This window comes from Paenibacillus alginolyticus DSM 5050 = NBRC 15375, from assembly GCF_000422905.1.
Taxonomy (GTDB): Bacteria; Bacillota; Bacilli; order Paenibacillales; family NBRC-103111; genus Paenibacillus_E; species Paenibacillus_E alginolyticus.
The window spans coordinates 1-25,046 of record NZ_AUGY01000022.1; the positions used below are offsets into that span (position 1 = coordinate 1).

Genomic DNA, 25,046 nt, shown 5'->3' on the forward strand with positions numbered 1-25,046 from the left:
ACATTGAAGCTGGATCAACGATTGTCAGCGATAGATATCGTTCTTATCAAGCTTTGGCCAAAAATGGCTTCCACCATGAAGCCAAAAAGTACGACCTGAAAGAAAATCCAGATCATCTAAAGTGGCTTCATACGATCATCTCTAATGCGAAAGCTTTTATTGGTGGTACCTACCACGGCTTAGATCCTAAGCACCTACAAGCATATCTCGATGAGTTTTGCTATCGATTCAACCGCCGTGAGGTCAAAAGCGAGTTATTCAATAGGTTAGTTCATTGTTGCCTATCGTCTACGACGATTACCTATCCTGAGCTAGTTGGATAATCAAATTAAGATAAATGGGACGAAACTAAAGAAATTGTTGCACTCGGTACAACTTTCGATTCCTACTGAGAAGGAAATATGCAAAAGGAAGGTGCGGAAGGGGAGATAGTAGAACAAAAACAAAAGAAGAAAAGTAGAAGGTGGTAAGCGCGATAGGAGAAAAAGAAGAAGGTAAGAAGAAGAAGAAGAAGAAGAGAAGGTAAGAAAAAAGAAAAAAGAAGATAGAAGGAGTAGAAAATGAAAAAACTGCCCCCACAGCACAATAGCTGTAGAGAGCAGTTTTCCTATTAAGAGGCGGGCTGAGCCGGTTTACCGGCATAGGCATCCGCCAATTTCTGTATATCTGCAGCAGTAAGTAGGTACGCCCACTGTCCGCCTTGCTTCGTTAACCAGACTTGATCTTGGCTTAGCTTACCTTCATAGATCTCGGTGACTTCTTTGCCATCAACAGTCAATCCAAGCTCTATTTTGAGCTCACCGCCAGCAGTTGGCTTCTGAGCCGCCGGCTGTGGAAGTTCCGCGCTGTGCAGGAAGTTCAGCTCATTCAACAGCGGAGTCGCCTCCGCGCCTTTCAGCTCTTTATCACCAAGCTTCCAGTTCGCCTCAGCAGCTACCTTGTCTTTATCTGTTTTGGCAAGCGTATAGGTTTGACCTTTCCATGTCAGCTTTACGCTTTGCACTTTGTCGCTTTCGAATTGGACTGGGCTAGCATCAGCAAAATCTACTGGCTCTTTACTGAGGGCAGAGAGCGACTGATCACTCACCTGATACACAGCAGGAGATCCCTCCACTTGAACATAGGAGAACCCTTCAATAGGAAGAGCTGTACCCACCAACAGTCCTTTCTTCGAGCCGTCTTTTAACGTAACTTCATAAGTTCCAACGGGCTTATCTAACCCATAGTTGGACAGATTACTTACCTGATCTTCCACTAGTTTCGTTGATGTCACCAAACCGAGGGCATCCAACCACGAACCCACTTGGTTCGTATTGATCGGCGCTGCTGCCGGGGTTTTCATATCCCATCCGCTGCCGTTCCGAGCTAGCTCGATCTGCTGTTCCTCTTTTTTCACATGAATGGACTGCACGTCTTCTTGCTTGAGTGTGATGAGCGATTTCGGTTCATCTTTTTTCTCTTGAAAGAAGTTTTTGCTCGAAGCGTACCAAAAGCCGCCGATACAAATAACAACTAACAGAATCGTAGGAATAAACCGCTTCATCCTCGTCTCCTCCTCCACCAGATCAAGCCGCCAATGACTAGGAACAAGAGCGGTAAGAACACGATCGTTACGAGGAAAATCGTATTCGCTTGGCTAGGCGTAATCATCGCTTGCTGGAACGCATCCCCTTGACGCGGACGGATCGTGATCTGATCCTTCTGTTCCTGCAGCCAGCCGATACTGTTCAGAGCAAAATCCTTGTTGCCTTGATTCTGAATATCTTGATCTAGTACAAACGTAGATCCCCCAAGAATGACAGCTTTCGGCTTGTTATCCTTACCCGAAATCGCGTAGCCAAGGTTAAGCGGTCCTTTGACATCTGTCGCATCCTGCTTGGTTTTGGATTGTGCTAGAAGGTTGATATCAGTTTCACCGTAAGCTTTATCTGTCGTTTTCAAAAGCAGGGACTGGGTGTAATCTGGTGCACTGCCATCCGCATTCAAGCTTACAGCCAGCGACAGCATCGTAATCAAATTATTGCTGGACAGCTTGTTGGTAATGTCATGCGGGCCATACTCCGGAATAATCGTCAGCGGATCATAGAGCGACGTTTGTTTCGGTTCAATCGCAATCGCGTGTTGATCCTGAATACCGTATGTTTTCATGATCGCATCGATGTTTTTCCACTTGGTCGCCATATCTTTATTGAAGCCTAGCGCCATATAAATCTTGCCTTTATCCTTCAAATAAGCATCAATCAGCGCCGCTTCTTTATCATTCAGGTCATTTTGCGGACCAAGCAGCATAAGCATCTGCGCATCGTCCGGTATTTTACCCTCAACGAACAGATTAAGGTCTTTCACGACATAATTAGCGCCTTCCAGACTGCTTTTCAAAATGGTCATGGCATTCAGTGGATATTCCTGATGACCGGAAAGCAGATAAACCGTGTGCTTCTCTGTGGACGTGAGACTCTTAATGGCTTGGGTAAACTTCTCTTCCCCTGAGAATGTGTAAGAACCATCCTGCTGACCGACAAACAATTCATAGAAATTGATATTCTGCTTTTTAGAGCCTAATTCAAAAATAATCGTTCCGCCTTGATCGACACCATACTGCTTGGCCATCGAAGGCTGTTTCAACATATCGTATTCATCATACGTAATCTTACTGCTTTGCTTCTTATATTCGGTCACCATATCGGTGACTTGCCGCGTCACAAAACCGTTGTTATCCCCGCTATTCGTAAAGGCAACGATGTGAATATCTTGATTTAAGTTTTTGAGTGTGGCAACTGTTTGCTCGGAGAGCGTAAAGCTCTTATTTTTCGTCAAATCGACCTGAAAGCCTTTCAGCGAATGAAGGAAGATCGTCAGTATAATGAAAATGCCGATAACGGCGATCGATAAAACAGTCGCATTAGTTCCCCGTATCCACTTATTCATCCCGCTCACCTCCAACGCTTTCTTTCAAGGACTTGTATGCAAAGAACCAGGAACACAGCTGTTAATGTGATATAAAAGAGGATGTCTCCGCCGTGCAGGACGCCCTTTTGCAAGTTCGTCAGATGGCTCGTCAATGAAAATTGAGCGACGTAATCCTTCAGCTTGCCTGTCATGCTGCCGCTTACCCAATCCAGCAGCCATAGCATAAGCAGTATAACAAAGCCTGAAATACCGGCAACCATCTGATTGTTGGACAAACTGGACGCGAACAAGCCAATGGCCATCATCGCGCAGCCTAATAGGAACATGCTTAGATAGGACAGCCACATAACTGGCTTATCCAGCGTTCCGAAGGCAGACATAATGAGCGGGTAGATCAAGCTGATCCCCACTAGCCCCACTTGTACAATAAAAGCAGACAAATACTTACCCAGCACGATTTCACCAATACCTGCAGGTGAAGTCAGAAGCAGCTCATCGGTGCCTTGACGGAACTCATCTGCGATGAGACGCATCGTTAAAAGCGGGATGATAAAGAGATACACGAATGTGGTATTTCCAACAACGGAACGCGCATCCACAATCGGCGGCTGGCCGTTTACGAAGTTGATGTAGAAGAAGAAGCTCGATAGCAGCACATAAAATGCGAATGCCACGTAAGCAACAGGCGAAAAGAAATACATTTGCAGCTCTTTTGAGCAAATGGCCCAGATTCTACGCATCGGTATCTACCTCCTCCTTCAGCGTGCTGTCGACTTCGGCAGGTTCATCCGTCGTCAATTTGAGGAAGATATCCTCTAAGCTGAGGCTTTCCCGCTTCATCTCTAGAATCGGATAGCCTGCGCCAGCCAAGCGGAAGAACAGCGCTTCGCGGATATCGGAGCGATCCGCGGAGGTCACGAGCAGCTTCACCGTTTCGGCTGATGCTGGCAGTTCTGCGAGCACTGCTTCTGTTGATGCATCATCGGTGATGAACACATCCTGCGCAGCAGGCGCAGCGATCGTTGCAGCGTCGCTCGGCGCATCGACTTCTTTCACCGCTGCGACTGCCTCTAGACTGCGCAGCTCGGTCAAGATCCGCTCGCGAGGTCCCTTGACCTCGAGCGACACTTCGAACGTCTCGCCCATCGTGCGGCCGAGATGCTCAGGTCGCTCGTCGAGCACGACGCGGCCTTGGTTAATAATGAGAACGCGGTTGCAGATCGCGTTAATTTCCGGAAGAATGTGCGTGCTCAGCAGCACCGTATGGTTCTCCCCCAGCTCATGAATCAGCTGGCGAATCTCAATGATCTGCTTCGGATCGAGGCCGGACGTAGGCTCGTCCAGGATAAGCAGATCCGGTTGGTGCAGAATCGCTTGCGCAAGGCCCAAGCGCTGCTTGTAGCCCTTAGACAAGGAGCGGATGATTTGCTTCTCGCGGCCTTGCAGACCTAGCTTGTCTATCGCTTCGCCGACACGCAGCTTTTGCTCCCGTGCAGGCACATCGCGAAGATTTGCGATAAATCGTAAATAAGCTTGCACCGTCATCTCTGGATAAAGAGGCGGTGTTTCGGGTAAGTAGCCGATTTTGCGGCGTGCTTTCTTCGGGTTATCGGCCATGGAGTGACCATCCACCCATATTTGACCATGCGTAGGGTTCAAATAACCCGTAATCATGCGCATTGTCGTTGTTTTGCCAGCACCGTTCGGCCCTAAGAAGCCGACGATCTCGCCGCGCTGCATCGAGAAATCGATGTTGTGTACGCCGCGATCATTTTCGTACAGCTTGCTGACTTGTTTGACCTCAAGCATCCAAGATCCCCCATTTCTACTCATTCATATAACCATCATCACTATACCCGTGGAACAATAAACCAACCTTAAGCAAATCTGAAAAATAGATTAAAAAAATGTGTCTAAATTGTGAACGAATGGGATGTAGGAGATGAGGATGGGAGACAACATCATTGATTGCTAGAAAACAAGCTGAAATCATATGTATATAAATAATAGAATTCCCTAGCTGCTAGAGAGTTCTATTATTTATGGCATTATGATGCTGATTAATTGATGGCCTAAAAACCTAACATTTTAGAGATCTTTTCAAGTATTCGTTGCTGTGATGTCAATTGTTGAGATATTTCATCATATCGCCGGTCCAGTAACTCCGCTGTGACAGTAATTATTTCACCTTTGAGATCTCGATCTGAAGTTTCAGTTGCCTTTTGTTGAACAGTTTCGATCAGGTTTCGCAGTTCCGTTACCTCTTCAGATACGGTGTAATATCGCTGGTCCAGTAACTCCATTGTGGCAGTAAGTATTTCACCTTTGAGATCTCGATCTGAAGTTTCAGCTACCGTTTGTTGAACAGTTTCGATTACGTTTCGCAGTTCCGTTACCTCTTCAGCTGCGGTGTTATAGCGTTGGTTCAGTAACTCCGCTGTTGCAGTTATTATTTCACCTTTGAGATCTCGATCTGAAGTTTCAGTTACCGTTTGTTGAACGGTTTCGATCAGGTTTCTCAGTTCCGTTACTTCTTCAGAAACGATGTTATAGCGTTGGTTCAGTAACTCCGCTGTTGCAGTAAGTATTTCACCTTTGAAATCTCGATTCGAAGTTTCAGCTACCGTTTGTTGAACACTTTGGATCGCATGCTGCAACCCTGTTACTTCTGTAGAAATACCCTCAAATTGTTTGTTTAGTAATTCAATTGTGGAAAAAACCTCACTTCTGATATCTTGTTCAAACACCTCGGCTACCTTTTGGGTGAGAATCAGGATCATGTTTCGCAGTTCCGTTACTTCTTTAGATACGGTGTGATAGCGTTTGTCTAGCGATTCTGTAGTAGCCTTTATTTCACTCCGGATTTCTTGTTCCACCACTTCGCTTACCTTTTGCATGTGAAGATCAATTAAATTGCGAAGGTCCCCCACATCCTCTGAAACGCCTTCAAAGCGTTGGTTCAGTAACTCGGTTGTAGCAGTAAGCACTTCACCTTTGAGATCTCGTTCTGAAGCTTCCGTTACCTTTTGCTGAACGATTTGGATCGCATGCTGCAACCCTGTTACTTCTGAAGAAACACCATCAATTTGTCTTTTCAGCACTTCAATTGCGGAAGTAACCTCACTTCGGATGTCTTGTTTAAACACTTCAGTTACCTTTTGGGTGAGAATCTGGATCACATTGCGCAGCTCCGTTACTTCTTCCGATACGGTGTCATAGCGATTGTCTAGCCATTCTGTAGTAGTCTTTATTTCACTCCGGATTTCTTGTTCCACCATTTCGCTAATCTTGAGCGTATAGAGATGAATCTCATTATGCTGGTTTTTTACATCCTCCGAAATGCTTTTATAGCGTTGATTCAGTAACTCCGTTGTGGCAGTAAGTATTTCACCTTTGAGATCTCGATCCGATGCTTCAGTTACTTTTTGTTGAACAATGTGGACCGCATGCTGCAGCCCTGTCACTTCGGTTGAAACACCCTCAATTTGTCTATTCAATAATTGGAGTGCGGCAGCAGCTTCACTTCTAATGTCCTGTTCGAACAAATCAGCTACATGGTGGGTGAGAATCTGGATCACGTTTCGCAGTTCCGCTACTTCTTCCGAAAAGCCCGAAACTTCCGCAACCTTTTGCTTGAGTGTATCCATGATGTTATTAAGTTCCGCGACTTCACTACTTAATTGAACGAACTGAGAGTTCGAGTGATTCATCATTGGTAACAAAAGGCTGCCGCCTGCTATAGACGATATACCAACCTTTTGATTCAGGCCGTTTACAGGGTCCATTAAACTCCTTGGAGATTTATTCGCTTCTAACTTTCGCGTGAGTAGCTGTACCTTGTTACTTAATTCCATAGTCTCTTTACTTAATTGCAAGTCGGAGTTGTTCACAACTGGAGGTAAGCTGGAGCTGTCTTCGGAAGGAGGTAAATTGGTGTCAGGAACAATAGTAGGTGCAGGAGGAGGTAAAGGCTTTTCTTCATTAAGTACGATAGTTGTTTTCTGACGCATCTCCTGTAAATGCTCTTTTATAAATTTAAGCGGTTTATTGGCATCGCTCATCTTGGCAATGATCTCAAAATTTTCGATGGCTTCTTCTGTGTACCTTTGGGATCCACCAACGGCTTTAGTCGGAAGAAATTCGCGAAAATAATTTGACCATTCCATTACAGCAGCTCGCGTTTTTCCGATTTTACCAGCGATCTCGGTGAGCTTATATGTCCTTTTCATTGTTATCCATCGTCATCCTTTCTTCTTATGTCCGTTAGGCTTAGGCATTAGCTGTAACATATTATTCAGGACATCGAACAAATGACAATAAATGAAGGAAACATTTAAAACTCCGCCTTCTTTTTCTTCCAGACAAGGATAAACGACTCCATCGTCCTTCAGGGACGAGCGCGTTTGTCAAGACTGATGACGCGAAGTGTAATAAAACTTATACTTTCTTATCTACAAACAACAAACCCAGCACCTATACGGCACTGGGTCTCTTCCACACTATAGATCTTCTACTTCACTAGTTGACCGCGAGTTACACCAAGTTGGTTCGTCGCTTTCAACGAACGCCATACTTGCGTTCCGCTAATTTCACCGTCAATCGCACGGCGGTACAAATCGAGAATTTCACGCACTTTGTCCGGCGTCTCTTCAAGGAACTCAACACGGAAGGAACGAATGCCCAAATCCATGAAATGGCTCAAATACTCAGCACCAGATTGATCCACTGCGTTGTACACCGTATTACGGCAGCCTTCATCGACACGAACCGGATGGGACATACCAACACGGTCTTGCAAAGAAACGCTGTGATCCTCACAAGGACGGCCGCAGTTTGTAAAGTCAGTACCTTCGCTTAGGAACGTACAGTACACGCAGTGCTCCGTATGGAACATCGGCATATGCTGATGGATAACAACTTCAAGCTTCGAAGTCTCAGCACGGCGAAGCAAATCGACCATCTGCTGAATGTTCAAATCGTACGAAGGCGTAATCTTCGAAAGTCCCGCTTCTAGGAAAAGGGCAGCTGTCTTGTGATTGGCCACATTAAGTGAGAAATCCCCGATTAACTGCGGTTTCGGCGCGTCCGGATTTTCCAACCGATGCTTCAAGAAGAAGTAGGCTGCGCCCGTATTGCGGATCAATACCGCATCGGGATTAAGCTTTAATATATGGTTAAAATAGCCCGTTTCCCCTGGCATATGAATACGCGGTGTCACCAAGGCGATCCGGCGCCCGGCTGCACGAACGGCATCCACGGCCGCAGGGAACTGCTTAATAAATTCGAAATCCGCATAAATAAATTCGATATCCGTTGTCTCAAGCACAGCCTTCACCTGATCCAAGTTACGGCAGAGTGCCGTAAGCTCCACTGCCTTGCGTTCCGCTAGGGAAAGGGCAGGAGCAGCCGCGGTCTCAGTTGCCGGCTGAAGCACGTCGTCATACACGCCGATGTCACGCTTCATGTAAACCGGCGGTTTCTGCCGCTCGTCCTCCATCAGCTCCACAGCCATGCGGCGCATGCTGTTAAGTTCACGCATCGGCACGATCAGCTCACCGGTCAGCTGCACATCCAGCTGACTAAGCTCATAAATCGTGCCGCCAAGGCGTCCGAACTGCTCCGTGAAGAGCTGTTCGTCCATCGGTCTTTTCTCCGCGCGAACAAGCGGAAGCTCGGACTGTACGAAGACGGTATGACCGCCTTGCATATCCGTCCACCAGCTTTTGAGCGGCTCGCCTTCTACGCCGCTAACTTTCACGCTTACCGGGAATGTTCGGTAAGGCTTGTCGGTCTCGAACGTCTGGCGCAGGCGTTTGTCCAGCTGTGGATCATTCGTCTTCCAGATGCGGTCCCCGACATGCAGACGGCTCAGCTCTACATCATTGCGTCCCATAATGATCTCGATGAGTCCGCCCTCGGCTTCGCCTTCGAGCTTCTCTCCCTTGCGGCGCAAATCGTAGATGCGCCCGCCTTCTTCCTTCTTCGTCGGATCCCCCGCGTCGAAAACAAGCCCGTCGCCGCGCTTGAGCGGCGCCTCCAGTTCACAGATCACCCCATCACGCAAAATCTGCTTGATGCGGCCCACGAACACCCCGCGGCTCTTCGGAAACGTACCGTCTACGAGCTGCTTATTGTTGGTTCCATTCAAGAAACCAACCGTAAATCCACGCGAGAAGCTTTGCTGAAGCTCACGAACCTCTTCTTTGGTAGGACGAGCGTCCTCCCCAGCGAAATAACGGTCAATCGCACGGCGATACTTGCTCACGACATTGGCCACATATTCAGGGGTCTTCAGACGCCCTTCAATTTTGAAAGAGCGTACGCCGGCTTCTATAAGCTCCGGCACGATCTCGATCGCTGCCAAATCCTTTGGCGACAGCAAATACGTAACGTCGCCCATCGGCTTTTGCACGCCATCGACCATCAGATCATACGGCAAGCGGCAGGCTTGTGCGCATTCTCCGCGGTTAGCTGAACGCCCGCCCCACATTTCAGAAGTCAGACACTGACCGGAATAAGATACGCAAAGCGCACCATGTACGAACACTTCCATCGGAAGCTTCGCTTGATCGCCGATTTGTTTAATCTGCTTTAAGTTATTTTCGCGCCCTAACACAACGCGTTCAATATCGAACGGCTTCGTAAATTCAACCGCCTCAGGTGATGTAATCGTCATCTGTGTGGATCCGTGAATCGGGAAATCCGGGGAGATTTGGCGAATCATTTTAACCAGACCAAGATCCTGTACAATAACCGCATCCACACCGGCGTCCACACAAGCATCAATCAATTGCTTCGCATCATTCAGTTCTTCCTCAAACACGAGGATGTTGAAGGTCAGGAAGCCTTTCACCCCATATAGATGAAGAAACGACATAATATCCGGCAGTTCAGCCATCGTAAAGTTATGTGCACGTGCTCTAGCATTAAATTTCTCCACACCAAAAAACACGGCATCCGCCCCATTGGCAACAGCCGCTCTCAAACAATCCCAGTCCCCCGCAGGGGCCAACAATTCTATATCTTCTCTGCGTATCGTACGCATGGCAGCAAATCCTTTCAATAATAGATCCTCGGGTTATCCTCAAAGTCTTCTCTTTAGTGTAACAGAAAGAGTAGGTAGGAATCTAGGGCGGGGGGTAATTACAAACTTAGCCAATATCCGACAGTGGCGGCTGATTGCCAAACGTTTCCTCTTGGAACAGAAACCCTTTAAAAGTTAACAAAGCTTCCTATGAATGCTATAATGGCAAGGATAGTGACCTTTTTAGTAATTGAGGGATCCCTTTGGTTTTGTCGAAAATTCGTGTTCTTAAACTACTGATCGGACTAAGCCTTGTCAGCCTATTTACCATCGTCCTTCTTTTATTTTTGCCAAAAATAGATGAAACCAAGCTCCTCTATGCGACGAGCGGGGATCTTCATGATGCGGCAGCCTATGGAAATTTTCAACAAACCTTGCAAGCAGGCGTTCACATTGACAAACAAAACCTGCCTTCCTTATCAACGAGCCAGCTTCGCAAGTACGATGCAATCTATCTAGATCCTGCCCTTGCGCAAGATGCCGGGTGGGCGGAGCAAGTTCCGAAGCTCGTAGCATTTGTGAAGCAGGGCGGACATCTATTAGTGGAAAATGAGTTTGCCGACCGGTTTCCGCTCGATTTTCTTGGAGCTGCCAGAATTGTTGATTTAAAAAAGGTACCACTGAACAAATTTGGCTCGCCTTTCTTATCAGGGGATTCACTGTCTCTCAGCTACCCGCAGGTGCCAGCTAATCTTCAGGGCATTCAACAAACCTTTCAATTATTTACGCAAAGCTATCTTAAGCATAATACAATGGACGATCTACCTGGTTTTAACCTTGGATACGGTTTCGATTCCTCCACAGGTCAAACCATTGTGGCAATGAATAATCCAGTGGAGTCGAAGATGCCCGTTTCGCTTGTTATGCAGAACCGTGTTGGCAAAGGCACCGTGCTGATCAGCAGCAACTTCCTGCCGAACCGTTACTTCCTAACAGGCTACGACATGATGAGCGGCATGGATCCGAAGCTAGGCTTCAATCAACTGGCTGCAAAGTATCAAGCAGCAATAAAGCGAGTTCCGGGAACGACTTATTTCAATAGAAAAACGTTACCGATCGAGCCTTACTTTAACTTTGCTTTTGCAGCAGCGAACATGCAGTATCGCAGTGAGCTGCTGGCTTATGTATCGAAAGAAACACTTGGTTACAGTGTTAAAAAAGTCCTTGGCCCTTATGGAAGGCCTGCGATGGCTTTTCAGAACCATTTTGAGGCGATGCCGGCCATTGGGCAAAAAGACGGCATTGCTTGGGCGGAGAAGCTGAAGGAATATAACGAGATTCCCTCGTTTACACTCGTGCGCAATGCCTTCAACTGGGGGCAATGGCGGGAGAGCGTGACGGTGCAGCTCAACACTGGGACGAACGCGCAGCCGAAGTTCGTCGGAGAGCTGCCCGGCTCGGGTTACGCGAGCGGGCTGCACGTGATGGCTGCCGGCAAGCCCCTGCGGCAGGCTTTGTTTCTGCAGTATCGCGATCTGTCGAGCGCGATTGAACTGCCTTACCGCGCGTACCCGACAGCCGCGGATATGAACGGCGACGGCCGCACGGACCTCGTGGTCGGCAGCTCGGATGGATTCGTGTATGTGTACACGAATCAAGGTGTTAACGCGGCGGCCTACACAAGCGAACCGCTGCCTGAGGGCTTGGCGCTGCCGGACACGTTCGGCGCGCCGGTGAAGCTGCTGCTGGAGTCCGGCGAGCCGCTCCAGCTTGGCCCTTACAGTACCGTTCACGCCGCAGACGTGAACGGGGATGGCCGCACGGACCTCGTCGTCTCCGACGAGTCCGGGGCGGTACTGGTCCTGCCGCAGCTCGCTAGCGGCAGGTTCGCGAAGCCCGCGGCGCTGCTCGCGGGCGGGAAACCGCTGCAGCTGCCCGGAGGGCCCGCAGCGCCGTTCGTCGCCGACGTCGATGGCGACGGCAAGCTCGACCTTGTCCTAGGCGGAGCCGATGGACAAGTGTGGCTCTTCAAGGGCCGCAGCGCAGCGGGCCTCGAGCTAGAGGCAAAGGGCAGCGTGCTGTTCCCGCTGCCTCAACATGCCACGCACGCGGCACCATCCGTGCGTGACATCAACGGCGACGGCCGACCTGATATCGTGGTCGGCAGCAGCGATGGGGACCTACAGGTGTTCACCCAAGAAAGCGCTGGCGCTTGGGCAGATGCGGGTCCCCTACAGGGCACAACACTGAACCAAGTCGGCGATCACGCCTTGGTTGCCGGCCACTACTCCGTCCCGCTTTGGATAGATCTTAATCACGACGGCAAAGACGACCTGGTCGTCGGCGGGATCGAATTCGGGTCCCCCGTTTCGATCGACGACCCCCAGTTTCCTTATCAAGCGGAGCTCCAGGAGTTCATCCAATACGCGCGTGACAATCATTTACAAATCGATCCGCACGTGTTTGTGCATAATTTCAAAAGTACGGAAGAGGAACGCACCGAGCTTTCCCTTCACAAGAAAGCTTTCGATAAGCTCGGCATCCCATGGCAGCACCTTGGAACGAACCAACACACGTGGCGCATCAACAACATAGACCACCAGCAAACACTGGCGAATGAGCAGCAGCAAGGATTATGGTACAATTTCGGATTCTTATCGCCGGATTCACCTGTTATTCCACGTCCGGAAGAGATCTGGTCGCTTCCCTTTCTATTACAAGATAAACAAGGGAATATGGATCATACGATGCTGATTCATACACCGACGCCGGTGCTGCGGACAGGAGACTATGCAACGACAGATGTTTTCGAATCGATGGTTAAATTGGATATGCCGATTGATTATTTCGAGCACATCGAGTACCATTTTCCCGTACCATCTTTGGTTGCCGACTTAACCAATTTTGCTGACTACTTTAATAAACTTCGTATGAAGCATGATTATAATTTTATGACCGAAACACAGATGGCGAAGTCCTTCTTAACCGCTATGAAAAGCGAGGTTCGCATCAGTCAGTCATGGGCCTCTTATTTATGGGACAAGCTGAAAGATCGATTAGGTGGCGGCAGTCCACACTTTCATGCCACTTTGACACCGAATACCGACAAGGTGCCAAGCTTGGCTGGTGAGTATGCTACGACACTCGGTGTCGTCATCGAAAAGGGCGAAAAACTTGCCCCATACTCTCTACAAAGTGATTCGGATATGTACACGACAATTGATAACCGATTCTATCTAGGTTTGACTAAGCCATCCTCCATCGGTATTGGAGCGACCAAGGAAAAGTTACATGTCGTGCGTTCTAATATCCCTTTTGAGCTGACACAGCAAGGAAACACTCATCAACTAGTCTTGAAATCAGCAGGTCTGCAGCAAGTGAAGGTTTTCAGTCCTACAGAGCTGCGTCTAGACGGATCATCCGAGGTCAAGATCGAGCATGACGCCCAAACGCATATGTACACCATTACCCGATACGGTGATTTGACGACACTTTCTTTTACCGCAAAGTGAACTAACGTTCCTTTACCACTTTTCATTTAACCAGGAGGCTTTCCAACATGTCTAATGAAGAATTATTAGCGCAGCTTGAACAGCATATTCGCGAGCGTTATGAAATTGCTGAGGATGACGATGATTTTGACGTTGATGTTCATCTGTTTGATTATGGGTTCATTGACTCCATCGGCGCCACAGCGCTGATTGCCCACATTGAGAAAACATACAGCATCCAAGTGACGAATCAAGATTTAATGCTGTACTCCATGAACACGGTAAGCGAAATTGCCGATTTTATTTCCAAGAAGACTGCGAGGTAACCCACTCATGTTGACATGTAAAATTTCTTTAGAAGGCCTGGCTGAAAGCCAACATGGACAAGTCAAATACGCGTCCGCCTTTGCCGATGAGCATATTCAAGATATTGCCCTTGTGGATGGTCACATAATTATTACGCATAACTCTCCGAATGGAAACGAGGGTATGACCGAACGGGTTCAGCGTCTCATTGAACGCTTCTCCCACGGTGATTTCGGCTTCAAGGAAAACATTCTATTCGAGAACAAAGTCGATACTCCCTACGAAGGCGATATAATCGCTGAGCTTGTAGAGCGTAAAGCAATTAAAGTGTTGGAGCCCGGTCTCTTTATTTTCCGTGAGCCTTTCTCCAGCTTAATGCGTTTCTTCGATTACTCTTTCGTTACGAAGATCGCTAAGCGTTTCGAAGGCATGCAGGAAGAGTCTTATCCAGCTGTCATTCATAGTCATACTTTGAACAAAACGAACCATTTCACTTCATTTCCTGAGCATATCCACTTCGTGACTCATTTGCGTGAGGATTTGGATGTTATCGAATCCTTCTCCCAATCGATCCGCGAAGCTGGCGGTTGGAACCAAGAGCAGCCGCTCGCGCTTGATAACAACATGGTGAAGCCGAACTTCATGATGAACCCTTCTACTTGTTATCACTGCTATGAAGGCCTAGAGAATGAAACGCTTGAGGGTGACGGCATCGTCGTGACAGCCATTGCGAAATGTCACCGTTTTGAGTCCAAGAACCACACCGATTTCGGTCGTCTGCTCGACTTCTCGATGCGCGAAATTATTTTTGTCGGCAAACCTGACTTCGTCAAAGAAAATCGCCTAAAATCGATCGAGTATCTCAAAGAGCTTGCCGTTGAATGGAACGTGGACAGCATGATGGAGATCGCCAACGACCCGTTCTTCACGAACGATTTCCAAGTGAAAGCGTCCTTCCAACGCAATCAAGAGATGAAATATGAGCTGCGCTTGAGCATTCCTCATGTGAAGAAATCAATCGCCTGCTCCTCTGTAAACTTCCATAGCAATACGTTTGGGAATGCTTTTAATATTAAAATGGGCAAACGCAACGCCGTTACAGGCTGTGTAGGCTTCGGCATCGAACGCTGGGCGTTCGCGTTCTTGGCGCAGTACGGTCTCGATGAGCAGCTGTGGCCTGCCACATTCCGTGAGCAGTACCATGCTTGGCAGGAGAAGGCGCTGTAAGTGCCTTTTCTTTTATCCTTAACCACTTTGCTTTGGCCGACTTAAGCAGATAACTGATTAATCATCGATGAGTGATTCACCTCTCAACACACGCGAAGTTTTTAGGCGCACGTTGTAGCATCGCCGCATGGATGTGGTCAACCCTGACCGTCTAAGTTGTATTTCGTGCAACAATATCTCGATAAAGCGGCCTTTACCAGCAGCAAAGTTGCATTTCGTACAACAATTCTGGTCCAAAACGCCTAATTTGATGAAAATCTTTATGAATTGTTGTATTTTTTACAACATATAGCCAATATGCTCAAGGAATTCAAAGTATTGTTGCACAAAATGCAACTTCATCCAGTAACATCACAATAGCCCACACGCCGACATTGGCTGTACGATATACAGTTACTTGTCAGCTGTGGGCTAACTAATGCTTCATATGTTCACTATGGTGAGCAGACGTTATGAATCGTCCATCCTAAACTAAGATAATGAGTGATACCGTTGAAAGTAGCTGCATTTCTCAAAAAAAATAGCTTCGTACTCGGCCTGCTGCTCGCAATCGTCGTCTCCGACCTGCTCATTTCCTGGTGGAACCCGATGGTTAGCTCACGCCGTTTTTACAAAAACGATTTTACCAAAACGCTTTACCACCACGGCTGGTCCCAATCGGGCCCGGTTTTCTTCGGTAACTCGTCAGTAACGGGTGCTTATATCGAAGAAAAGTCAGACGCTCATTTGGTCGAAATGGGACTTTCCTATGGAAAACTGACCGATCTGAAGGGCATCCTATCGGACAACCTTTATCAGGTCAAGGATGAGCTTGTGATCGGGATCGATGTTCATACGATGCTTGACGCACTTGAAACGGATCCCACTTACCAGTGGTTCAAACCATGGTACCAACCTTATGTCTACACGTACCGCGACTATTTCCGTGACTCCGGTGAAGAGTTTGTTCGTAATCTGCGTCATGGCAGTCTTGCCTACGAACCACGTTGGATTGATAAAGAGCTGTACCCCGGTCGCAAGGACGATGCCTTTCTGAAAACGAAATGGACCGATTACGACAAGCGCTTCGGTGCCATGACGCTGAAGGATTTTAAGGCAAATTTGGATGCTCTGCAGTGGGTTATCCAATATGCGAATCAACATCAACTTGCTCTGCGTGTGATTTGGATGCCGTGGAATAAGGGCTATGCGGATCCGCCTTATGTCGCTTCCTTGATGAATGAGGCAAACCGCCAGCTGCAAGCTGCGAATGTCCCTACGCTGGATTTGCTGCACAAATACGATCAAAGCTATTTCCATGACCTTGTCCACTTGAACCGCGAAGAGGGCGCGCCGCTATTTACGAAGGAGGTTGACACATGGTTAAAATCCTTAGGAAAACCATCGAAGTCCTAATCTATCTCGTGATGCTGTATTTAGTGTTCATCTATTTTACTGGCAAGGGCTTGTTTATCTACGAGAAATTCTAGTATTTCTAAATCGGCCAGATGTCGAAGTTGAAACCGATCAAGCTTTTGAAGCGAGGAGTTCTATAGCTATGTTTTATATGCACATGAACGCAATTATCGCTATGATTGGCATGGTTGCCGTTCTGATGCTCACCCGCAAGTGGGCTAATAATAAACGCATTCTAATGATTATTTTCAGCCTCTGCTTTCTGCTGCTCTTCAGCCAGAAGCTGCTAGTTTTCTACGCTGCATTTACGGTCATTAACTATGCTGGCTTTGTTTATCTATGCAGAACGACGTTATGGCGTAAAGCGACCTTTATTTTCGCGATTGCCGCTAATGTTGTCGGTGTGTTTCTCGGTGTCCGGCTTTTCGTTATGGACATTTTTCACAATCCGTTGTTCGATGCCATTATCTATTTAGGCCTCATCTATAACGTTCTTAAAGTAATCGATGCTTATTATTTTGCTTATTTCTTCGGTAAAGAAGGCCAAGTCCCAGCCATTGATTATGCGAATTATCTGCTCTTCATTCCAACTTTTACATCGGGGCCGATTTTAAAATTCCGTGATTTCATGGCCGATAGCAAAAAACCTTACAACGTAGACGCAGCGCTCTTCGAAGACAGTGTGAAACGAATCATTCTAGGCTTATTTAAGAAAATCGTTGTGGTCACCTGGATGACCAGCATTTTCGATCAAGTGCTAAAGCAGGATCTGCACACTCATCAGTCGTTATTTCTTTTGATCTGGTTCTATGCACTCATTTACTTCGATTTCTCTGGTTATTCCGATATGGCGATCGGCTTTGGTCGATTGATGGGCTATACGATGCCTGAGAACTTCAAGCGCCCGCTCTTCTCGCCTTCCATGACGCAGTTTTGGCGAAATTGGCACGCGACATTAGGTGATTTTTTCCGTGATCATATCTTCATGTTCTTCTCTCGTACCGCTCCATCCCGCTGGGTAGCCTCTAGTTTGTCCGTTCTGATTATGGTCTTGATTGGTCTGTGGCATGGCTTTACGTGGCTTTATTTCTTCTACGGGCTCTATCATGGGATTATTCTAGCCATCGAAAATATGTTTAAAATCACTACCGTTAATAAAAAGAAAGTATCCAAAACCTATTTCTATTTCCGTTGTTTCATGACACAAGCGTTGGTTACGTTCTCGGTTATTATCTACAGCTCCAATTATGAGACGGTCCTTCGGATCTATAAAGGCTTGCTTCATTTTACTCGATGATAGTGGTATAATTTGTGTGGTTGTTTACCATTTATGGAGGTGTACCTAATGAAGTTAGGCGTTTTTATGGTTCTGTTCGGTGGAAAACCTTTCGAGGAAGCGTTGGATTACATTGCTGCGAAAGGCTTAGATGCTGTTGAAATTGGTACAGGGGGCTATCCCGGTACAGCGCATTGTAACCCAAGCGAACTCCTCGCAGACGCAGGGAAACTAAAAGCATTTAAACATGCGGTGGAATCCCGCGGTTTGACAATCAGCGCACTTAGTGCCCACGGTAACCCACTGCACCCGCAAAAACACATTGCTAAAGAGTTTCACGATGCTATCATACAAACGATTGATCTTGCTGAACGCTTAGAGGTACCTGTGGTTAACACGTTCTCTGGCTGTCCTGGCGACCATGAAGATGCGAAGTATCCGAACTGGCCGGTAGCGCCTTGGCCGAACGATTTCCAAGAGATTCTGGACTGGCAGTGGGGAAATAAAATTATTCCTTACTGGACGGAAACAGGCAAGTACGCTTCCGACCGTAATATTAAAATTGGACTAGAGCTGCACGGTGGTTTCTCCGTACATACGCCAGCAACCCTCCTTCGTCTACGCGAAGCAGCAGGTGAAGCAATCGGAGCAAATCTTGACCCGAGTCATATGTGGTGGCAAGGTATCGATCCTGTTCAAGCGGTTCAAATTCTTGGCCGTGCCGGAGCGATCCACCATTTCCACGCTAAAGATACATCGCTGGATGTAAACAATGTGAACCGCTATGGTGTAACAGACATGCAATCCTATGCTAACATGCTTGACCGCGCTTGGCAGTTCCGTTCCGTTGGTTACGGTCATGATATGAAAGTTTGGGCTGACATCATCAGTGCTCTGCGCCTTGTTGGTTATGACTATGTCGTGAGCATTGAGCACGAAGACGGTTTGATGTCCGTTGAAGAAGGATTCTCCAAAGCCGTACAAAATCTCCAACAAGTGCTCATCAAGGAACCTCTTGGTGAAATGTGGTGGGTATAAACACATCCGCTTGAAATAAAAACAAAAAAGCCCGCAGGCGCCGTTGATCTTACGATCTTGGTCCTGTGGGCTTTTTATCTTGTTAACTCGAAATTACCAACCGCTGATCATAACGTAATCCATGAAGCCGAATACGGCCAAGGAAACTAATGCAAACCCCAGGGCAAACAAATTTCTTCGTGGGTTAATCAACTGTCTAATGACCGCAATTGCGATAACCACTGTGAAGATCAAAACATAGATATCAAAGCTTGTATACGTACTTGTTGTTGCTGCTGCTTCCGCTAATAACATGGTGAAACCTCCTTATAGTAACTCGGTGCAAGGCACACGTCCTGCTATTTTAATTCTATGTTAGCTTGATTGAGCACTAGATGCAAGTGATTACACTGATGTGTAACAAGTTTGTCACCTTTTGCATGGCTTGACCACATCACAAGGCCACGAATGACTAGGTTCACCTTGAGATCGTACATCACTATCAATAATTTCTTGTTGATGAGTTTAGAGTTCTCAAACCTGCCTCGTAAGTATAAAATGTCCATCTCTTCGCATATTTATAACTCTGGTCATGCAGTGATTCAATCCTTACCTTAGTGATCAAAATAAAAAATAAACCCGAAATCCCTATCGAGGGATGTGTCGGGTTCTATGTTTTCATAGAGTTGCACTTCTTAAACGACTAGTCCGTACACGGTGTCGAATTCTTTATGCTCCTCTAGGTATGCGTTTTGTAGTTTTTCAGCTAATTCTTTCTCCTGCCAAGCTAAGAAACGAAAAGGGTCAATACCTAAAGCAGAAACAATCTCTTGTAACTCTAACGTTGGTTTCATAACAAGCCTCCATAAAGTAGATAGATTAGAACTGCTTATATCCTCGATCATGGATAGTTAGTATGAGGGATATTTCTGAATGCAACTTATAACCTAATTATAGGTCTATTCTCCCCCATTGTGATAGAGGATTAAATTGTCGAAGCTTGTATCATTCAATTAAGTCTTAACAAAATTCAAGGTTTGTTAGTCGAAATTGTGACAAAAGTAAAAAATAAGCTTGGCGTCACGATTACTTATATCGTGAACCAAGCTTATTCGGGTAACTGACTAGCCGACTGATTCTTCTAGCACTTCAAGTCGCTTTGCGTAGTTCTCAGAGCGCTCCCGATCCCGTTCAAGGATCGGTTTCAAGTACTGGCCGGTGTAGGACCCGGCCACCTTCACGACATCCTCCGGCGTACCGGCAGCCACGATCAGTCCTCCGCGGGTACCACCCTCGGGACCTAGATCGATGACGTGGTCCGCCGTCTTAATGACATCGAGGTTATGCTCGATGACAAGCACCGTTTCACCGTTCTCTACGAGACGGTGAAGCACCTTCAGCAGACGATCGATATCGTGGATGTGGAGCCCCGTAGTGGGCTCATCCAAGATGTAGATCGTCTTGCCTGTGCTGCGGCGGTACAGCTCCGCCGCGAGCTTCACACGCTGGGCTTCGCCGCCGGACAGCGTAGTCGCTGGCTGGCCGAGAGTCATGTAGCCCAGCCCCACATCCAGAAGTGTCGTCAGCTTACGATGAATACGCGGCAAGTTCTTAAAGAACTCGCAGCCGTCCTCAATCGTCATCTCTAACACTTCGGAAATGCTCTTGCCTTTGTACTTCACTTCCATTGTCTCGCGGTTGTACCTCTTGCCTTTGCAGACTTCACAAGGCACGTACACGTCCGGCAAGAAGTGCATCTCGATCTTGATGATGCCGTCTCCACGACAAGCCTCACAACGGCCGCCCTTCACGTTAAAGCTGAAGCGGCCCTTCTTGTAACCGCGAACCTTAGCTTCGTTCGTATTCGCATAAACATCACGAATATCATCAAACACACCGGTATACGTAGCAGGATTCGAGCGTGGCGTACGACCAATCGGTGATTGGTCTATATCGATAACTTTATCAATGTGCTCAAGACCCACAATTTCCTTGTGCTCACCTGGACGCACCTTCGCTCCGTTTAAATCACGCGACAAGGTTTTGAACAAAATCTCGTTAATCAACGTACTTTTGCCTGAACCGGATACCCCTGTAACACAGGTAAATACACCGAGCGGCACTTTAGCCGATACGTTACGCAAGTTATTTTCTTTGGCGCCTTTGACCTCGATCCATTTCCCATTCAGTTTGCGTCGCACTGCTGGGATCGGGATGAACCGTTTGCCGCTGAGGTATTGTCCTGTAAGAGAGTTATCATCTTTCATTAACTCTTTTGGCGTACCTTGTGCAATAACTTGTCCACCGTGAATGCCGGCACCAGGGCCGATGTCGATAATATAATCCGCAGCCATCATGGTGTCCTCATCATGTTCCACAACGATTAATGTGTTGCCGAGATCACGCATATGTTCGAGCGTCTGAATAAGACGCGTATTATCTCTCTGATGCAGTCCGATGCTAGGCTCATCCAAAATATAAAGGACACCCATCAAACTTGAACCGATCTGAGTAGCCAAGCGTATCCGCTGTGCTTCCCCGCCCGATAACGTGCCAGCAGCACGATGCATCGTTAAGTAATCAAGACCTACATTGACTAGGAACCCTAGGCGAGATCTGATTTCTTTGAGAATCAAATTGGAAATTGTCAGCTCTCGTTCATTCAAGTCCAGCCCCTTGAACCATTCCTCAGCCTCACCAATCGAAAGGGAAGTGGCATGTGCAATGTTCTTGCCATTGATCGTCACAGCTAACGTTTCAGGCTTCAAACGCTGTCCTTTACACTTCGGACAAGGCTTCGTGCTCATATACGTCTGAATGTGCTCCCTGATCCCCTCAGAGAACGTATCTTTGAATCTGCGTTCTAAGTTGCGAATGATACCCTCGAAAGGTACTAACGCTTCCTTGCTCGCTCCCATATCATTCTCATAGCGGAAGCGAATCTTCTCCCCGCCTGTTCCATAGAGGATAACCTTCATCTGATCACTGCTTATCTCAGAAACAGGTACATTGCGAGGAATGGAATAATGTTCACAAACCGCGGCAAGAAACTGCGGATAATAGTTGGAAGTGCTGCCGGCCCATGCTTCGAACGCTCCCTCTTCAATCGTTAGCTTCGCATCAGGAACAAGTAGATCAGGATCAACGATCATCTGACTGCCTAGTCCATCACAATCAGGACAAGCACCGAAGGGACTGTTAAACGAAAACATTCTCGGCGCTAATTCTTCAACGCTGAAGCCGCACTCCGGACAAGCTAAGTTCTGGCTAAAGAGCAGCTCTTCTTGGTCAATGATATCGACGATTACCCGTCCATTTGCCAACTTGAGCGCTGTCTCCAGAGAGTCCGCAAGACGAGTTTGAACATCCTCTTTGATCACAATACGGTCAACAACGACTTCGATCGTGTGCTTTTTATTTTTGTCGAGTTCGATCTTCTCAGCGAGATCGACCGTTTCACCGTTGACACGGACCCTTACGAATCCCTGCTTTTGAATATCGGCAAGCAGCTTCGTATGTTCGCCTTTGCGTCCTGAAATTAGGGGAGCTAGAATCTGGAGCTTCGTTCGTTCTGGATACTCCATAATGCGATCCACCATTTGTTCCACGGTTTGCGATGTAATCTCAATGCCGTGGGTCGGACAATGCGGTCGTCCAATTCGAGCATATAGCAAGCGCAAATAGTCGTAAATCTCTGTTACAGTTCCAACTGTGGAACGCGGATTACGGCTTGTTGTTTTCTGATCAATGGAAATAGCCGGTGAGAGACCTTCAATCGAATCTACATCCGGCTTATCCATTTGCCCTAGAAATTGTCTGGCATATGCAGATAGAGACTCTACGTATCTCCGCTGCCCCTCCGCATAAATCGTATCAAAGGCAAGCGACGATTTCCCTGATCCACTTAAGCCCGTAAGTACAACGAACTTATCACGCGGAATCGTGACATCGATATTTTTCAGATTATGAGCTCTAGCTCCTTTAATAACGATTTGATCTCTAGACACGGGTACCCTTCCTCTCCTATGTGGAGCTGATGCCTCTTCTAGGCATCAGCTTTCATTTCCATAATAGCATCACGCAGCTGTGCGGCTCGTTCGAACTGCAGGTTCTTCGCTGCCTCTTTCATCTCGCCTTCCAAACGCTCGATCAGCGATGCGCGATCCTTCTTCGACATCTTCGCACCCTTCACATCGGCCAGATAATCTGCTTTCTGTTCAGCTACCTTCGTAGCTTCAATGACATCGCGTATTTTCTTGGCAATGGTTTGCGGCGTAATCCCCAGCTTCTCATTATGCGCTTCTTGCAGACCACGACGGCGACTCGTTTCATAGATCGCTTTCTGCATAGAATCTGTTATTTTATCTCCATACATAATAACACGACCGTCTGAATTCCTCGCCGCACGGCCGATGGTTTGAATCAACGATCGTTCCGAACGCAAGAACCCTTCTTTGTCCGCATCTAGAATAGCGACTAGCGAAACCTCAGGTAAATCAAGACCTTCCCTAAGGAGGTTAATCCCCACAAGAACATGGAAAGTCCCCAACCGCAAATCACGTAAAATCTGCATACGTTCAAATGTCTTAATATCTGAGTGCAAGTACCGAACCTTAATGCCTATTTCTTTAAAGTAATCGGTTAAATCCTCCGACATCTTTTTCGTTAAGGTCGTAACGAGCACCCGCTCATCTTTTCGAATTCGATCATGAATTTCGGCTATTAAATCATCGATCTGACCCTTGGTTGGTCTTACTTCTATGATTGGATCCAATAACCCAGTAGGACGAATAATTTGCTGCGTCATTTCTGGACAATGTTCCAGCTCATAAGGTCCAGGTGTTGCTGATATATATAAAATTTGGCTGACTTTCTCCTCAAACTCCTCAAAGCGTAGAGGACGGTTATCCAGTGCAGAAGGCAAACGGAAACCGTGATCAACCAATACTTCTTTTCTTGCCCTATCCCCATTATACATCGCACGAATCTGTGGCAAAGTCACATGAGATTCATCGACCATAAAGAGCATATCGTCTGGGAAATAATCCAAAAGCGTATAAGGCGTAGCCCCCCGCTCACGGAAAGTCAGCGGCCCCGAGTAATTCTCAATCCCATTGCAGAAGCCCATCTCTTGCATCATTTCCATGTCGTAGCGCGTCCGCTGTTCCAGCCTCTGCGCTTCGAGCAGCTTCCCTTGCTCTTTCAGCTCGGCAAGACGCTCCTCGAGCTCACGCTCAATATTCATGAGTGCTCGCTTCATCGTATCTTCGTGCGTCACAAAGTGAGACGCCGGGAAGATCGCGATATGCTCGCGCTCGCCGATAATCTCGCCGGTAAGCACATCGATTTCCGTAATCCGTTCGATTTCGTCACCAAACAACTCAACTCTCACCGCTTGCTCGCCATGCGACGCTGGAAAAATCTCAACGACATCTCCGCGCACGCGAAACGTCCCGCGGACAAAATTCAAATCATTCCGCTGGTATTGTATATCCACAAGCTTGTGTAGAATCTCATTGCGCGATTTCTCCATACCTACACGTAAAGAAAGCAGCATACTCCCGTATTCAATTGGCGAACCCAAGCCGTAAATACACGACACGCTCGCTACGACAATAACATCACGGCGCTCAAATAACGAGCTTGTCGCCGAGTGACGGAGCTTATCTATCTCTTCATTGATGCTGGAATCTTTCTCGATGTAAGTGTCAGAGGAGGCAATGTAGGCTTCTGGTTGGTAGTAATCATAGTAACTAACGAAGTAGGAGACGGCATTATGAGGGAAAAATTCTTTAAATTCACTGCACAACTGTGCGGCTAACGTTTTGTTATGCGCAATAATCAGGGTAGGACGGTTCAACTTGGCAATGACTTGCGCCGCTGTGAACGTTTTTCCCGTTCCCGTCGCACCTAAGAGTGTCTGATGCTTATTACCCGCTTGTATACTTTGAACAATTTCCTCAATCGCCTTGGGCTGATCGCCTTGCGGAGAAAAATCGGACACAAGCTCAAACTTCTTAGAGCTAATCTCTAGTTCACTCATCAATAATCACCCACACTTATAAAGGTTGTTTAAAAAGTTCACTTTGATAACGAAGTCATTCAGGAAGCAACTCGGCATCGAATCTTGAACGAAACCGGGAAGTCCGGTACTCACGTAGCAAAACTCTACGCTCCGTTCCTCCTTCTCCGGACTTCGTCCAACCTTCTCGGTTCTGAAAGCGAACTTTTTAAACCTACATTTCAACGAAATAAATCGAACTTTTATCCTATTAACTTTCCTTATGCTATTTCCGATATAGAAGTTTATGGAACTTATTCTGCACAAATATAAAGGAATCTCTAATTTCATCCATCATAAGAATGTTTGTTCTGGTTTTTTCATTATACTCTTTTTGAA

17 protein-coding genes are annotated in these 25,046 nt (G+C 47.1%); 7 read left to right on the forward strand and 10 right to left on the reverse strand.

What is annotated here, in order from left to right; genetic code table 11:
- A partial coding sequence (locus tag G519_RS52115) for an IS1595 family transposase (protein WP_036632747.1) occupies positions 1-323 on the forward strand: 323 nt, incomplete at its 5' end.
- A 287-nt stretch (positions 324-610) separates the two neighbouring features.
- On the opposite strand, the gene G519_RS42750 is transcribed toward G519_RS52115, so the two are convergent.
- From G519_RS42750 to G519_RS0111825, 6 genes are all read right to left on the reverse strand, one after another.
- On the reverse strand, positions 611-1,543 hold the full coding sequence (locus G519_RS42750; RefSeq protein WP_036632749.1) for a DUF4340 domain-containing protein: 933 nt from the start codon (positions 1,541-1,543) through the stop codon (positions 611-613).
- A complete protein-coding gene (locus G519_RS0111805) occupies positions 1,540-2,928 on the reverse strand; it encodes a GldG family protein (protein ID WP_029194858.1) in 1,389 nt (462 codons plus the stop codon). The genes G519_RS42750 and G519_RS0111805 overlap by 4 nt, the downstream gene beginning before the upstream one ends.
- Positions 2,929-2,933: 5 nt before the next feature.
- Positions 2,934-3,650 carry an ABC transporter permease subunit gene (locus tag G519_RS0111810; protein WP_029194859.1) on the reverse strand — a complete coding sequence of 239 codons (717 nt, stop codon included), beginning with the start codon at positions 3,648-3,650 and terminating at the stop codon, positions 2,934-2,936.
- A complete protein-coding gene (locus G519_RS42755; RefSeq protein ID WP_036632752.1) occupies positions 3,643-4,719 on the reverse strand; it encodes an ABC transporter ATP-binding protein in 1,077 nt (358 codons plus the stop codon). The genes G519_RS0111810 and G519_RS42755 overlap by 8 nt, the downstream gene beginning before the upstream one ends.
- A 263-nt stretch (positions 4,720-4,982) precedes the next feature.
- On the reverse strand, positions 4,983-7,139 hold the full coding sequence (locus G519_RS0111820; RefSeq protein ID WP_029194860.1) for a coiled-coil domain-containing protein: 2,157 nt from the start codon (positions 7,137-7,139) through the stop codon (positions 4,983-4,985).
- Between the two features lie 281 nt (positions 7,140-7,420).
- Complete coding sequence (locus G519_RS0111825) at positions 7,421-9,955, reverse strand: DUF3656 domain-containing U32 family peptidase (protein ID WP_029194861.1); 2,535 nt, start codon at positions 9,953-9,955, stop codon at positions 7,421-7,423.
- A gap of 248 nt (positions 9,956-10,203) precedes the next feature.
- On the opposite strand from G519_RS0111825, the gene G519_RS0111830 reads away from it, so the two are divergent.
- From G519_RS0111830 to G519_RS0111855, 6 genes are all read left to right on the forward strand, one after another.
- Positions 10,204-13,446, forward strand: coding sequence for an FG-GAP repeat domain-containing protein (locus G519_RS0111830; RefSeq protein ID WP_029194862.1), 3,243 nt, complete (start codon positions 10,204-10,206; stop codon positions 13,444-13,446).
- Positions 13,447-13,493: 47 nt separating this feature from the next.
- Positions 13,494-13,751, forward strand: coding sequence for an acyl carrier protein (locus G519_RS0111835; RefSeq protein WP_029194863.1), 258 nt, complete (start codon positions 13,494-13,496; stop codon positions 13,749-13,751).
- Positions 13,752-13,758: 7 nt separating this feature from the next.
- Positions 13,759-14,958, forward strand: coding sequence for a class-II aminoacyl-tRNA synthetase family protein (locus tag G519_RS0111840; RefSeq protein ID WP_244280096.1), 1,200 nt, complete (start codon positions 13,759-13,761; stop codon positions 14,956-14,958).
- 492 nt (positions 14,959-15,450) lie between these two features.
- Positions 15,451-16,353, forward strand: coding sequence for a hypothetical protein (locus G519_RS0111845; RefSeq protein ID WP_029194865.1), 903 nt, complete (start codon positions 15,451-15,453; stop codon positions 16,351-16,353).
- Between the two features lie 142 nt (positions 16,354-16,495).
- Positions 16,496-17,650: an MBOAT family O-acyltransferase gene (locus G519_RS0111850; RefSeq protein WP_029194866.1), complete on the forward strand. Its 1,155-nt coding sequence runs from the start codon at positions 16,496-16,498 to the stop codon at positions 17,648-17,650.
- A gap of 48 nt (positions 17,651-17,698) precedes the next feature.
- A complete protein-coding gene (locus G519_RS0111855; RefSeq protein ID WP_029194867.1) occupies positions 17,699-18,667 on the forward strand; it encodes a sugar phosphate isomerase/epimerase family protein in 969 nt (322 codons plus the stop codon).
- Between the two features lie 93 nt (positions 18,668-18,760).
- On the opposite strand, the gene G519_RS0111860 is transcribed toward G519_RS0111855, so the two are convergent.
- The 4 genes from G519_RS0111860 to uvrB all read right to left on the reverse strand — a co-directional run bounded on the left by G519_RS0111860 (position 18,761) and on the right by uvrB (position 24,689).
- Complete coding sequence (locus tag G519_RS0111860; RefSeq protein WP_029194868.1) at positions 18,761-18,961, reverse strand: DUF2759 family protein; 201 nt, start codon at positions 18,959-18,961, stop codon at positions 18,761-18,763.
- Positions 18,962-19,341: 380 nt separating this feature from the next.
- Complete coding sequence (locus tag G519_RS50135) at positions 19,342-19,500, reverse strand: hypothetical protein (protein ID WP_154669564.1); 159 nt, start codon at positions 19,498-19,500, stop codon at positions 19,342-19,344.
- Positions 19,501-19,770: 270 nt separating this feature from the next.
- Entirely contained in the window at positions 19,771-22,653 is a 2,883-nt protein-coding gene (gene uvrA, locus G519_RS0111870) for an excinuclease ABC subunit UvrA (RefSeq protein WP_029194869.1), read from the reverse strand.
- A gap of 38 nt (positions 22,654-22,691) precedes the next feature.
- Positions 22,692-24,689, reverse strand: coding sequence for an excinuclease ABC subunit UvrB (gene uvrB / locus G519_RS0111875; RefSeq protein ID WP_029194870.1), 1,998 nt, complete (start codon positions 24,687-24,689; stop codon positions 22,692-22,694).
- Positions 24,690-25,046 lie beyond the last annotated feature (357 nt).